The organism is Streptomyces sp. NPDC107500 (assembly GCF_055582785.1).
This window is the reverse complement of record NZ_JBVJPF010000003.1, coordinates 641661-654398: the sequence shown is the minus strand read 5'-3', so window position 1 is coordinate 654398 and position 12738 is coordinate 641661. Positions and strand designations below refer to the sequence as shown.

The 12738-nt window shown below is 72.7% G+C and carries 13 protein-coding genes; 7 read left to right on the top strand and 6 right to left on the bottom strand.

Annotated features, from left to right (window positions below):
- Positions 1-130: 130 nt before the first annotated feature.
- On the bottom strand, positions 131-439 hold the full coding sequence (locus ACZ67M_RS14580) for a chorismate mutase (RefSeq protein ID WP_361352760.1): 309 nt from the start codon (positions 437-439) through the stop codon (positions 131-133).
- Between the two features lie 325 nt (positions 440-764).
- Here ACZ67M_RS14580 and guaA point away from each other — a divergent pair, with 325 nt between their 5' ends.
- The gene (gene guaA, locus ACZ67M_RS14575; protein WP_122615810.1) at positions 765-2345 is read left to right on the top strand and encodes a glutamine-hydrolyzing GMP synthase; all 1581 of its coding nucleotides are present in this window, start codon (positions 765-767) and stop codon (positions 2343-2345) included.
- Positions 2346-2360: 15 nt separating this feature from the next.
- On the opposite strand, the gene ACZ67M_RS14570 is transcribed toward guaA, so the two are convergent.
- On the bottom strand, positions 2361-2870 hold the full coding sequence (locus ACZ67M_RS14570) for a pyridoxamine 5'-phosphate oxidase family protein (protein ID WP_385794598.1): 510 nt from the start codon (positions 2868-2870) through the stop codon (positions 2361-2363).
- Between the two features lie 126 nt (positions 2871-2996).
- Between ACZ67M_RS14570 and ACZ67M_RS14565 the strand changes: the two genes are divergently transcribed.
- The 3 genes from ACZ67M_RS14565 (at position 2997) to ACZ67M_RS14555 (ending at position 6002) form a co-directional block, all read left to right on the top strand.
- Entirely contained in the window at positions 2997-3800 is an 804-nt protein-coding gene (locus ACZ67M_RS14565; protein ID WP_361352757.1) for a class II aldolase/adducin family protein, read from the top strand.
- A gap of 201 nt (positions 3801-4001) precedes the next feature.
- Complete coding sequence (locus ACZ67M_RS14560; RefSeq protein WP_469851351.1) at positions 4002-5297, top strand: hypothetical protein; 1296 nt, start codon at positions 4002-4004, stop codon at positions 5295-5297.
- A gap of 174 nt (positions 5298-5471) precedes the next feature.
- Complete coding sequence (locus tag ACZ67M_RS14555) at positions 5472-6002, top strand: DoxX family protein (protein ID WP_361353625.1); 531 nt, start codon at positions 5472-5474, stop codon at positions 6000-6002.
- Positions 6003-6060: 58 nt separating this feature from the next.
- Here ACZ67M_RS14555 and ACZ67M_RS14550 read toward each other — a convergent pair whose 3' ends face one another.
- Positions 6061-6276: a hypothetical protein gene (locus ACZ67M_RS14550; protein ID WP_361352754.1), complete on the bottom strand. Its 216-nt coding sequence runs from the start codon at positions 6274-6276 to the stop codon at positions 6061-6063.
- Entirely contained in the window at positions 6263-7684 is a 1422-nt protein-coding gene (locus ACZ67M_RS14545; RefSeq protein ID WP_469851069.1) for a PspC domain-containing protein, read from the bottom strand. The genes ACZ67M_RS14550 and ACZ67M_RS14545 overlap by 14 nt, the downstream gene beginning before the upstream one ends.
- Positions 7685-7864: 180 nt before the next feature.
- On the opposite strand from ACZ67M_RS14545, the gene ACZ67M_RS14540 reads away from it, so the two are divergent.
- Together ACZ67M_RS14540 and ACZ67M_RS14535 are read left to right on the top strand one after the other, a co-directional pair.
- Positions 7865-9157, top strand: coding sequence for a PspC domain-containing protein (locus ACZ67M_RS14540; protein WP_361352748.1), 1293 nt, complete (start codon positions 7865-7867; stop codon positions 9155-9157).
- Complete coding sequence (locus tag ACZ67M_RS14535) at positions 9154-9900, top strand: LuxR C-terminal-related transcriptional regulator (RefSeq protein WP_122615817.1); 747 nt, start codon at positions 9154-9156, stop codon at positions 9898-9900. Before ACZ67M_RS14540 ends, ACZ67M_RS14535 begins: the two co-directional genes overlap by 4 nt.
- A 69-nt stretch (positions 9901-9969) precedes the next feature.
- On the opposite strand, the gene ACZ67M_RS14530 is transcribed toward ACZ67M_RS14535, so the two are convergent.
- Positions 9970-11025, bottom strand: coding sequence for a C40 family peptidase (locus tag ACZ67M_RS14530; RefSeq protein ID WP_469851068.1), 1056 nt, complete (start codon positions 11023-11025; stop codon positions 9970-9972).
- Positions 11026-11369: 344 nt separating this feature from the next.
- Here ACZ67M_RS14530 and ACZ67M_RS14525 point away from each other — a divergent pair, with 344 nt between their 5' ends.
- Positions 11370-11723 carry a hypothetical protein gene (locus ACZ67M_RS14525; RefSeq protein ID WP_361352741.1) on the top strand — a complete coding sequence of 118 codons (354 nt, stop codon included), beginning with the start codon at positions 11370-11372 and terminating at the stop codon, positions 11721-11723.
- Here ACZ67M_RS14525 and ACZ67M_RS14520 read toward each other — a convergent pair.
- On the bottom strand, positions 11701-12726 hold the full coding sequence (locus tag ACZ67M_RS14520; RefSeq protein ID WP_361352738.1) for a tellurite resistance/C4-dicarboxylate transporter family protein: 1026 nt from the start codon (positions 12724-12726) through the stop codon (positions 11701-11703). The genes ACZ67M_RS14525 and ACZ67M_RS14520 overlap by 23 nt on opposite strands.
- Positions 12727-12738: the final 12 nt, after the last annotated feature.

Below are 12738 nucleotides of genomic sequence, written 5' to 3'. Positions count from 1 at the left end.
TCGCTCCAGCGAGCCACGCGTGGTTCTCTCGGGCCCGCCCCTGGCTGACACGGACACCGGGACAACGAAGCCGCTCGCGCCACGGTCACGCGCCGTACGGGTGAGACGGTGCCCGAACTCAGATGCGACCTCAGACCCGCCCGCGGCACAGCTCCAGCATCGTCATCGCCAGCGCCGTGCCCGGCTTGCCCAGCGCCGACCTGTAGTGGTCGAGGACCTCCATCTCGCGGGAGAGGTTCACGCGCCGGCCGCCGGAGGTGATCCGCGCCTCCTGGATGACGGCGGAGACCGCCATCCGTTCCTGGATCAGGCCGATGATCCGGTCGTCCAGGGCGTCGATGCGGTCCCGGGCGCCGGTGATCACCCCGGCGGCCTCGGTGGTGCGCGCGCCGGTCTTGTCCGCGGCGGTGACGGACTCGGCTGCTGTGGTGACGGTCATGTCGGTGGCTCCTCGCCGATGGGTGGCGGTGCCCCGGACCGGCAGGGTCCGCAAACGCCAGGCGCCCCGGACCTTGTCGGCCCGGGGCGCCTGGGAAGTCGCTTGTCAGTTGCTCAAGCAGCACGACCATGGCAGCCGGTGGGCCGGTTGCCATAGGTAAACAGGAAGACCTGGTGCGTGAGCATGGCGCCAGTATGCCCGCGAGGGCCGACGGTGTCCAAGCCGGGGCACACACCGGGCGGTGCACCGGGCCGGGACGGGCCACCCGCCCGCCTCGGTAGAATCGGCAGCACAAGACCCCCGCCCGACCGCCGGAAGGCACCCCGTGTCATCAGCGACTCCCGCTGCCGCCGCCCCCGACACCGTCCTGGTCGTCGACTTCGGTGCGCAGTACGCCCAGCTCATCGCCCGTCGTGTCCGCGAGGCGCGGGTCTACAGCGAGATCGTGCCCAGCTCCATGCCGGTCGCGGAGATGCTCGCCAAGAACCCGGCGGCCATCATCCTGTCCGGCGGTCCCTCGTCGGTGTACGAGCCGGGCGCCCCGACCGTCGACCGCTCCCTGTTCGAGGCCGGCGTCCCCGTCTTCGGCATGTGCTACGGCTTCCAGCTGATGGCGCAGACCCTCGGCGGCACCGTCGACAACTCCGGCGCCCGCGAGTACGGCCGTACCGAGCTGTCGGTCTCCAGGCCGTCCTCCACCCTCTTCGAGGGCACCCCGGCCGAGCAGGCCGTCTGGATGTCGCACGGCGACGCCTGCTCCGCCGCCCCCGAGGGCTTCACCGTCACCGGCTCCACGGACGTCGTCCCGGTCGCCGCCTTCGAGAACGACGAGAAGCAGCTCTACGGCGTCCAGTACCACCCCGAGGTCATGCACTCCACGCACGGGCAGCAGGTGCTGGAGCACTTCCTGTACCGCGGCGCGGGCCTCACCCCCGACTGGACCATGGGCAACGTGATCGAGGAGCAGGTCGCGATCATCCGCGAGCAGGTCGGCGACCGGCGCGCCATCTGCGGCCTCTCCGGCGGCGTGGACTCCGCCGTCGCCGCCGCCCTCGTCCAGAAGGCCATCGGCACCCAGCTGACCTGCGTCTACGTCGACCACGGCCTGATGCGCAAGGGCGAGACCGAGCAGGTCGAGAAGGACTTCGTCGCCGCGACCGGCGTGCAGCTGAAGGTCGTGGACGCCGAGGAGCGCTTCCTGAAGGCGCTGGCCGGGGTCTCCGACCCCGAGGAGAAGCGGAAGATCATCGGCCGCGAGTTCATCCGGGTCTTCGAGCAGGCGCAGCTGGAGATCATGCAGGAGGACGGCCCCGAGGTCGCCTTCCTCGTGCAGGGCACGCTCTACCCGGACGTGGTCGAGTCCGGCGGAGGCACCGGCACCGCCAACATCAAGTCCCACCACAACGTGGGCGGGCTCCCGGACGACATCGAGTTCCAGCTCGTCGAGCCCCTGCGCAAGCTGTTCAAGGACGAGGTCCGGATGGTCGGCCAGGAGCTGGGCCTGCCGGAGGAGATCGTCCAGCGCCAGCCCTTCCCCGGCCCCGGCCTCGGCATCCGCATCGTCGGCGAGGTCACCAAGGAGCGGCTCGACCTGCTCCGCGAGGCCGACGCCATCGCCCGCGAGGAGCTGACGGCGGCCGGCCTCGACCGCGAGATCTGGCAGTGCCCCGTGGTCCTGCTCGCCGACGTCCGCTCCGTCGGCGTACAGGGCGACGGCCGCACCTACGGCCACCCGATCGTGCTGCGGCCCGTCTCGTCCGAGGACGCGATGACCGCCGACTGGTCCCGGCTGCCGTACGACGTGCTCTCCAAGATCTCGACCCGGATCACCAACGAGGTCAAGGACGTCAACCGCGTCGTCCTCGACGTGACGTCGAAGCCGCCGGGCACCATCGAGTGGGAGTGAGCGCCGCGGCAGGCGCTACGTGCGCCTGACCGTGCGCACGGGCCCACCGGGCTGCCAGATCTCGACGACGAGGTACTTGTCGTCCTCGACGTGGGTCCGCACGACCTCCGTCAGCTCGGTACGGAAGAGGTGGAACGGCTCCGGCGGTTCCGCCTCTTCCACGTACCGGGCCCGGGTCGCGGCGTCCTCGACCGCCACCGCCCGGCCGCCGATCCGGACGTCCCCGCCGCCCATGCCGGTGCCGTCCCCCGGGTTCGCCTGCAACGCGAACCGCTGGTCGCGGCGCAGGTCGAGCGCCTTCACCGACCCCGGCATCATGCCGAGCCACAGCTCACCGTCGAGGAACCGCACCTCCAGGCCGGTGGTGCGCGGCGAGCCGTCCTTGCGGAGGGTGGCGAGGACATGGTGCGTGTAGGCGGCGAAACGCGCCTCGACGGTGGCTGCCAGAGCGGGTTCGGCGGTGACGAAACCCGCCCAGTTCGTCGGGGTGGCCGAGGGCGCACCCGATGACATGCTTGAGGTCATACACCGAGTGTGCGGCCGAAACCCGACACCCTCTGTCGAGTATCCCGCCCGGACCTGTCGCACCGGCCGCACCCCCGGTAACTTCCGCCACGTAAGGCAATTCCAGTGCCGGAGGACAGAGGACACATGCACGGGACGCCCGGGGCCACTCCGCCCCCGCCGCTGCCCACCGACAAGCTGCGGTTCGCGATGCCGCCGATGCACGACTCGGTCGAGGACGAACGCCGGCACCGCAAGGAACGGCTCGCGGGCGCGCTGCGCCTCTTCGGGCGGTACGGCTTCGAGGACGGCGTCTCCGGACACATCACCGCCCGCGATCCCGAGTACACCGACTGCTTCTGGGTCAATCCGTTCGGCATGCCCTTCGCCCACATCACCGTGAGCGACCTCGTGCTGGCCAACTCCGACGGGCAGGTGGTGCAGGGCGGCCACCACGTCAACCAGGCCGCGTTCACCGTGCACTCCCAGGTCCACGCCGCCCGCCCGGACGTGGTCGCGGTCGCCCACTGCCACTCGGTGCACGGGCGCGCGCTGTCGGCCCTCGGCGACCTGCTCGACCCGATCACCCAGGAGAGCTGCGCCTTCTACGAGGACCACGCCCTGTACGACACCTACTCGGGCGTCGCCGTCGACGCCGAGGAGGGACGGCGCATCGCCCGCGTGCTCGGCTCCGGCAAGGCGCTCGTGCTGCGCAACCACGGACTGCTGACGGTGGGCGACTCGGTGGACGCGGCGGCCTGGTGGTTCCTGTCGCTGGAGCGGTCCTGCCAGGTGCAGCTGACGGCCCGGGCGGCGGGACGGCCGGTGCTGATCGACCACCGCCAGGCGGTGGCCACCCGGGAGCAGCTCGGCGGCGACCTGGTGGCGTGGATCAACTACCAGCCCCTGTGGCAGCAGATCAGCCGGAGCGAGCCGGACCTCTTCGACTGACCCCTTCCCGCGACCGCGTCAAGGCGGTGGACCGAGAGTCACCCCCGCTGAGCACGAGGGACCGGGGCCGCCCGGCGCGCGGGGGGTGGTGTACGGCACAATTCGCTTTCGTCCCAAGGGACTTACGGACCCAGGGACTCTTTCACGGATGTTCTTTCACGGATGTTCCTGCGCAGGGGCGCGGGAAGGCGGGCGGCGGGCGTGGCGGTGCAGGAGGCGAGACGCGGGAGCGGCTCGGACAAGGGCGCGATCGACGCGGCCCACGGCGGCGGCTGCACGTGCGGGGACTGCCCGCACGGCGCCCGCGAGGGGCACCGCCGGGCGGTCGCCGCGTTCCTGCGGCGGCGCGACGAGTTCGCGGCCGGACAGGGGCTGCCGGCCGCCGTGGCCCACTCGGCCTCCGCCTCCCGCCAGTGGGTCTCCGAGGAACTCACCCAGTCCGCCGAACTCGTCGCCCAACGCGGCCGCGCCGAGGGAGACGCCTGGCTCGCCGGTCTGGGCCGGCGCACCGTGGCGGCCGTGTGGGCGGGGGTCGTCCTGCTGCTGCTCGGTCAGTCCCTCACCGCGATCGGCTCCGGCTGGACGGCGGCGCGCACGGCCGGACTCGCCGCCGCGCTGGTGGTGGCGGGGGCGCTGACGGCGGCCTCGTGGTTCCACCGGACGCGGGGCGGAGCGCTGGCCCCGGTCATCGGGGAGGACAACCGCCTCTCCACCTCCCGGGCCGTGGCGGCCGCCTGGGTCCTCCTCGTCGCCTACGCCGTGCTGGTGCTGGCCGGAGAACTGGCCCTCGCCTCGGGCCACGACCGGCGGGACGCGCTGATCTCCGGCCTCGAACTCGGCCGCGCCACCGGCGCGGTGACCGTGCTCGCGGTGGTGTGCGGCATCGCCGTCCTGGTGCGCCGCGTGGTGGGGCTGCGGGTACTGGGCCAGCGCCTCCAGAAGGTACGGGCGGACCGGCCGCGCGCCTCCGACCTGCTGACGGACGACGCGGGCCGCGGGACCTTCGCCGACATCCAGTACGTCGTGATCAGCGCCGTCGCCCTGGTCTTCGCGGCGGTCCGGCTGGCCCGGCGCCCGGAACACCTCCCCGACCTGCCGTGGGGGCTCGCGGTGGTGGTGCTGGTGTCGGCGGCGACCTACGTGGCCGGCAAGTACGCCGAGGGCGGCAGGCCGGTGATCCTCTCCGTGGTCAGGGCACGCGAGGCCGGTGACCTGGACGGCCCGATCCGCACGGGCGACGACATCGAGATCCGCGGCGCCGGATTCGTACCCCCGGGCGCCCAGCGCGCGGACCGCCTGTCCCGCATGGTCGTCCGCATCGGCGCGGTCAACGTCCACGTCCCCCTCATCCCCGTGACGGGCGGCTTCAGCAACCCCACGGACGACGCGCTGACCGTCCCCGTACCGGCCGACGTGGAACCGGGCCGGGTCGACGTCCAGGTGGTCACCGGCGCCGGAGTCGAGACCAACCGCTACGCGATCGACGTCACGGACTGATCCCACGGACCGATCCCCTGGGCCGACTCCCACGGACTGACTCCCCCGGCGGACGCCAACCTGTCGAAACCGACAGCAAGAAACCGGTTGCGGAAGGGTTGAGCGGGGCCTGGGTGTCGTACGTATGGTCTGGTGGAGGGGCTCGGCATGCGCGGCGAGAGGCGGCTGGCAGTGATGACGCACGGTATGCGGGGCGATGTGTACTCCTCCCGGCAGAACGGCGGTGACTGGCGGGACAACGCCGCCCGGTACGCCCTCCTGCCCCTGCGGATCTTTCTCGGCGTCACCTTCGTCTACGCGGGCCTCGACAAGCTCACCGACAGCGCCTTCATGAAGGACTCGGGCGCCGGTTCCATCGGCGACATGATGCGGACCGTGCGGGACTCCTCGGCCATCCCCGCGCTGGTCGACATGGCCCTGAAGAGCCCGTCCGGCTTCGGCTACGCCATCGCCCTGGGCGAACTGGCCGTCGGCATCGGCACCCTGCTCGGCCTGCTGACCCGCCTGGCCGCACTCGGCGGCGCCCTGATCTCGCTCAGCCTGTGGCTGACCGTCAGCTGGGCCTCCGATCCCTACTACTACGGCAACGATCTCGCCTACCTCATGGCCTGGCTCCCCCTCGTCCTCGCGGGCGCGCCACTCCTCTCCGTCGACGCCGCCCTGCGCTCCCGGCGCCGGAACCGGTCGGAGGGCGGGTACCGGTAGAGGCCGTCGCGGCCGGCCGTGCGCCGCACGGCGCGGGCCGGTGTCCCTCCGGCCGTCGTCAGCCGGGCAGGTCCGCCCGGGTGTCGTCCCGGCGCGCGGACCGGGCCACGACCCCGACCGCTCCCGCGAGGCAGAGCCCGCCCACGACGAGCGGGATGATCACGAACCACGGTGTCTCCCACAGCCCGCCCGCGTCACCGGCGAAGACGACGCCCGCCAGCATCAGGAAGAAACCCGCCACCAGCCGTCCGGGCTGGAACCTATGACGCAGCACGGGTCACCTCCGCCTGTCCGAGCCCGACCTGGAGGTCGAGGTCCAGCGTCCCGCTGTCCTCGTCGCTCACGGTGGGAGCCAGGGTGACCTCCTTGTGCTTGCCCGGCGCCACGTCCACGTCCTTCTCCTTCTCCCCGGGCAGCTGGATGTCACCGACGCCCACCTCGACGCTGAGCCGCACGGTCACGTCCCGCGGCACGACGACCTTTATTCGGCCCACGCCCACGTCGGCGCGGGTGGTCACCGTCTGCCCGTCGGCCACGTTCAGCCGGGAGAGGTCGAGCGTGCCGTCACCCGCCCCGATCTCGTACTGCTCGCGCACGTCGGTCACCGCCGTCGGCCTCCACGTGGTCCGGGTCCACTCGGTGCCGACGTCCTTCGGGACGGCCGCCGACCCGGCGAGCAGGGCCGCCGTGATGATCGCGAGGAAGATCGACCCGGCTCCCGTGCGCCCCAGGAAGGCGCTGACCGCGATACCGAGACCGAAGACGGCGAGCGCGCAGGCCAGTCCGGTTTGGAGGCTGGTGCCGAGCGGCTGGTCGTCCCAGGTCAGCCGGGTGCCGAGGAAGCCGGCGAGCAGGGCGAGGAGGAACACCCAGCCGCCGATGCCGCGCGGGCCGCGCGTCCGGGGGCGCCGCTCACCCGGCGGGGTGTGGCGGCCCCGGTGCGGGGTGCCGCGGCCGATGCTGACGGCCGCGGCGATGTCGCGCTCGTCGGAGCCGGGCGGACCCCACAGGTAGCCCGTACCGCCGTCATGGGTGCCGTCCTTGACTATGGGATCCCGCCACCAGGAGGGCCAGGTGAACATGATCGGGGGCGCCTGCGCCTCCGGCGGGGCGTCCGCGACGGCCTGCGCGGCCATCGGGTCGGGGTCGGGGGTCCGCCGCTGCCGCGACCAGTACCCGGCGCCCGCGAGGAGGAGGGAGAGGACGACCGCGAAGGTGAGCACCCCGCCGTTGTGCAGCATGGTCAGGAAGACACCGCAGCCGACCAGGGCGAAGAGCACCGCGGCCAGGGCCTGACCGTCGACCCGGCCGGTCAGCAGCTTGCGCGCCTCGTTCTCCTCCTCCTCGTCGGCGGGGACGAAGAGCCAGGCGAAGCCGTAGAAGATGAGGCCGATGCCGCCGGTCGCGGAGAGCACCGCGAGCGTGATGCGGAAGATCACCGGATCCAGGTCGCACTGCCGGCCGAGGCCGGCGCAGACCCCGGCGATCGTCCGGTGCCGCCGATCGCGCCGGAACTCGTGCGGCGGCCCGGGAACGCCGGTGCCGACGCCGCCCGCCTCCGGACCGGTCGCGGCACCGGTGGCATCCGCGGCGGGCGCGGCATCCTGCGGCCCGGCACCCCGTGGAGGGCGCGGGCCGGAGCCGGGTCCCGGACCCGTCGCGGCGTGCTCGTGATCTGTCATGAGTCCATGGTGACGGGCGCGGCGTCCGGACGGGAGTCGGTTCGACCCTGGTCGGACCCTGATATCGGCCCTGACGCGGGGCCGGGGGAGCGTTCGAGGCCGCGGCGGGGCGAAGATCAGGGGAGTCTCGGGGGCCGACCCTGATGCTCCGCCTCCCGCACCCGTGTGACCATCAGTGTCATGCCGGAAGCCGCAGCAGCACCCCTCGTCGAACCGCGGCCGCCGCGCAAGCTCTACCGCAGCAGTGACGGACGCTGGCTCGGTGGCGTGGCGCGGGGGCTGGCCGGTCATCTCGGCCTGCCCGTCATCTGGGTGCGGTTCGCCTTCGTCGGTCTGTTCATGGCCGACGGGCTGGGCGCGCTGCTGTACGCGGCCTTCTGGTTCTTCGTGCCGTTGGGCGTCGGCGGCGTCGACGCGCAGAAGCCGCCGTCCCTCGTCACGGCCGAGACCTCGCCGGACGGCCGCCGCAGACTCGTCGCCCGCAAGCCGGACAAGGGCCAGATCGTCGCCCTGCTCCTCATGGTCGTCGTCGCCCTGGTCTTCGTGGGCAACGTCGACCTCGGCGGCGGTGCCCGTGTCTACCTCTGGCCGACCGTGCTCGTGGGCGCCGGCGTCGCCCTCGTCTGGCGCCAGGCGGACAACGCGCGCCGGGCCCGCTGGGCCGAGGTGGGCCGCCAAAGACGCACCGTCACGCTGCTGCGCTCGGTGGGCGGCGTCCTGCTGGTGACGGCGGGTGTCACCGGCATCTTCGTCCTCCAGGGCTCCGCCGCCCATCTCGGTTCCGTCCTCCAGGCCGCGCTCGCCGTCCTGGTCGGCATCACGCTCCTCGCCGGTCCCTACCTGGTGCGGATGACGCAGGACCTCTCCGAGGAGCGGCTGATGCGCATCCGCGCGCAGGAGCGAGCCGAGGTCGCCGCCCATGTCCACGACTCGGTGCTGCACACCCTGACCCTGATCCAGCGCAACGCGGAGAACGCGGGGGAGGTGCGCCGTCTCGCCCGCGCCCAGGAGCGCGACCTGCGCTCCTGGCTCTACAAGCCGGAGGGCAACGGGAAGGACGAGGACGACGAGCCCACCACCCTCGCCGAGGCCGTGAAGCGCAATGCCGCGGAGGTCGAGGACAAGCACGGAGTCCCCATCGAGGTCGTGGTCGTGGGCGACTGCCCGCTCGACGACAGAATCGGCGCACAGATGCAGGCCGCGCGCGAGGCGATGGTGAACGCGGCCAAGTACGGTGGCGAGGGCGGCGCCGTACAGGTCTTCGCCGAAGTCGAGGGCAGGACGGTCTTCGTGTCCGTCCGCGACCGCGGCCCCGGCTTCGACCTCGACTCGATACCCGCCGACCGCATGGGCGTCAGAGAATCGATCATCGGCCGCATGGAGCGCAACGGCGGCACGGCGCGACTGCGCGCGGTGCCGGACGGCGGCACGGAGGTCGAACTGGAAATGGAGAGGGCGGAGAAGACGTCATGAGCGACCCGACCGAGGCGAACGGTACGGCGGGAGCGGACGAGGCGGCCGAGCCCGCGCAGCCGGCCGGCGGCACCGCCGGGGAGCGGCGCGTGCGCGTGGTGCTCGTCGACGACCACCGCATGTTCCGCACCGGCGTCCAGGCCGAGATCGGCCAGACCGCGCAGACCGGTGTCGAGGTCGTCGGGGAGGCCGCCGACGTCGACCAGGCCGTCACGGTGATCACCGCGACCCGCCCCGAGGTCGTGCTGCTCGACGTCCACCTCCCGGGCGGTGGTGGCGTCGAGGTCCTGCGCCGCTGCGCCCCCCTGATGAGCGACACCGAGCGCCCCGTCCGCTTCCTCGCCCTCTCCGTCTCGGACGCGGCCGAGGACGTGATCGGCGTGATCCGCGGCGGCGCCCGCGGCTACGTGACCAAGACGATCACCGGCACCGACCTGGTGAACTCGGTCTTCCGCGTCCAGGAGGGCGATGCCGTCTTCTCCCCGCGCCTGGCCGGGTTCGTCCTGGACGCGTTCGCCTCGACCGACGCCCCGCCGGTCGACGAGGACCTGGACCGCCTCACCCAGCGCGAGCGGGAGGTGCTCCGCCTGATCGCGCGGGGCTACGCGTACAAGGAGATCGCCAAGCAGCTGTACATCTCGGTGAAGACGGTCGAGTCCCACGTCTCGGCGGTCCTCCGCAAGCTCCAGCTGTCCAATCGCCACGAGCTGACGCGGTGGGCGACGGCGCGGCGGCTGGTGTGACTCCGTGAGCGGGGCGCCCAGCGGTCGCCGCCGGGGCTTTCTGCACGCGTCCCGGTGACGGACGGGCCGTCACACCACCCGCGCCGCTCCCGCGAACGGCATCTGGTCGACGGGTGCCACCCGGACCGGGGCCGACGGGTTCGGGGCGTGGATCATCTGGCCCTTGCCGACGTAGATGCCGACGTGGCTGATGCCGGAGTAGAAGAAGACGAGGTCACCGGGGAGCAGTTCGGACCGGGCGACGCGGCGGCCGGCGTCGATCTGGGCGTAGGTGGTGCGGGGGAGGGAGACGCCCGCGGCGCGGTAGGCGGCCTGGGTGAGGCCGGAGCAGTCGAAGGCGCTCGGACCGGTCGCGCCCCACACGTAGGGGCTGCCCAGCTTCCGGTAGGCGTAGGCGACGGCCGCCGCGGCACGGGAGTTGGGGGCCTGGGCGGACGGGGCGGACAGTGGCTGCCGGTCGTCCGCGGACGAGCGGGACGCGCGGTCACCCGTGCCCTGGCCCAACCGGTCGCGTTCCTCCGCCGTCAGCCGGGACAGCAGGCGGCGGGCCGTCTCCAGTTTGCCGGTGACGGTCTCGCGGTGGCGTTTCAGTTCGGCCCGGCGTGACGTCAGCGAGGTCAGCTCGACGCGGGCGGCGCCGCGCAGTCGCTCGATGTCCCGCAGCTCCTTGCGCACCCGGCCCACGGCGGCCGTCTGCCGGCTGCCCGCGCGTTCGACGAAGGCGGCGCCGTCGAGGTACCGGTCGGGGTCGGCGGAGAGCATGAGCTGCACGGCCGGGTCGAGGCCGCCGCTTCGGTACTGAGCCGCGGCGACCGACCCCAGCGCCTCCCGGGCCGAGTTCAGCCGGTCCTCCTTGCGGGCGGCCTGGTCCCGCAGCTTCTCCAGGCGCTGTTCGGCGGCGTCCGCCTTCTCCTTGGAGCCGTTGTACCTCTCGGTCGCGACCTCCGCCTGCTGGTACAGCGTGTCCACCTTGGCCCTGACCTGGGCCGCCGTCGGCTGCGGGTCGGCGTGACCGGTCCCGCCCAGGCCCGTCGCGGTGGCCGCGCCCGCGAGGGTGATGGTGGCCGCCGTACGGGCTCTGCCGCCGCCCGTCACACGCTGTCGCGGCCTGCGGTGCGTTCCCACCTGCGATCCACGTCCTTCCGTACGACTCGACTCCGGCCCGTGCCGGGTCGGCTCCGGTACGCTCCGGCTGCCTGGGGGAGGACGCTAGGCGCGTCGGTAACGGCCCGGTGACGGGATGCGCGGAAGTGGCGGTACCGGATCGGCCCGCGTACGCATCTGACCGCGTGCCCGTCCGGCGGCCGTCGTCTTCACGCGGGGTGATGACCGAGCTGCCCGATCGGGGGCGGGTGAGGCACCTGAGCTGTTATGGGACGCATATATGCGCCGCTCTCCGCACCGGGGCGGCTCAGGCACGGTCGGGCCGGTGTCGGCCGGCCTCCGGCCGCTCATTAGGCTCCGGCCTCATGGACGTACTCATCCACCTCTTCGTCGGTCTGCACATCATCGGCATCGCCGCGCTCCTCGGCGGCTTCCTGACTCAGATGAAGGCGATGGGCAGCGGCACGGCCCGCTTCATCCCCGCGATGCTGCACGGCGCGCTGACGATGCTGGTCACCGGTGTCGCCCTGGTCGGCCTCAACCAGGCCGACGACCAGTCCGTGGACAACGTCAAGATCGGGGTGAAGCTCGCCCTGCTGATCGTGATCCTCGGCCTGGTCTACGTGAAGCGCGACGACGAGAAGGTCGACAAGCCGCTGTTCGGCCTCGTGGGCCTGCTGACCGTCGCGAACATCTTCATCGCGGTGCTGTGGACGTGACGGCGGAGGCCCCCGTGCCCGCGGACCGCACCCCGGCCCGGGCCTGGACGACCGCTCCCGCCGCGACCGCCAGCCATCCGGCCACCGCGATCCACAGCAGGACCTGGCCGGGTGCGTCCAGCCACGCGACGTCGATCGCGGCGGCCACGGAGAGCGTCGCCGCCGCCGTCATGCCGAGCGGGAAGACCGTCGACCAGCGCCGCACGTCGTAGCGGACCCGCGGCCAGACGAACTCGGCGACCAGCAGGACGACGTACCAGGCGAGGTCGAGGGTGAGCAGGAAGACGGTCACGTCGTGCAGCACGGCGCTGTCGTCGGAGTTCCACAGGTACATGCCGGTCCCGGCCGCGGCGATCAGTTTGGCGCCGGCGAGGGCCGAGATGGCGAGCGCACCGCCCGCCACCCAGTGGTCACCGGAACCCAGGGCCACCTGCCGCAGATCGAAGCGGAACAGTGCGATCAGGTAGAGCACGATCCCCAGCCAGAACGGCACCAGCGCCGCGTGGGCCAGCCAGGGCGTCGAGGTGGCCGCGGACAGCGTGGCGCCGAGCACCGCCAGCCCCTCCGTGGCCACGCACCCCAGGAACACCGCCCCCGGCATCCTGCGCCCCCAGTGCCGCACGACCAGGAGGATCAGCACCGGCCACAGGAGCGCCGCCAGCGCCAGCAGCGCCGCGGCCAGGGTCGTCCAGCCGAGCAGCGCGAACCGGGTGCCGAGCACGGTGGTCGCGGCGACCGCGGTGAGCGCGCCCGGTGTCCCCGCCCGGGTCAGCCACTGCGGGCGCTCGGCCAGCAGCAGGTAGACGAAGTTCGCCGCCAGGGTCAGCCAGGCGGCGCAGGCCAGGAACAGGGCGACGCGGGACAGGACCTCGTGTCCCGTCAGGTGCAGGGCGACCGACAGGATGCCGGTCGCCATGACCGCGGCCCCGGCCGCCGGTGGACGCTGCGCCCACCAGGCGCGCAGGGGGGAGGGGAGAGTGCCTGACGAAGTGCCTGACGACATGCCCCCGATGCT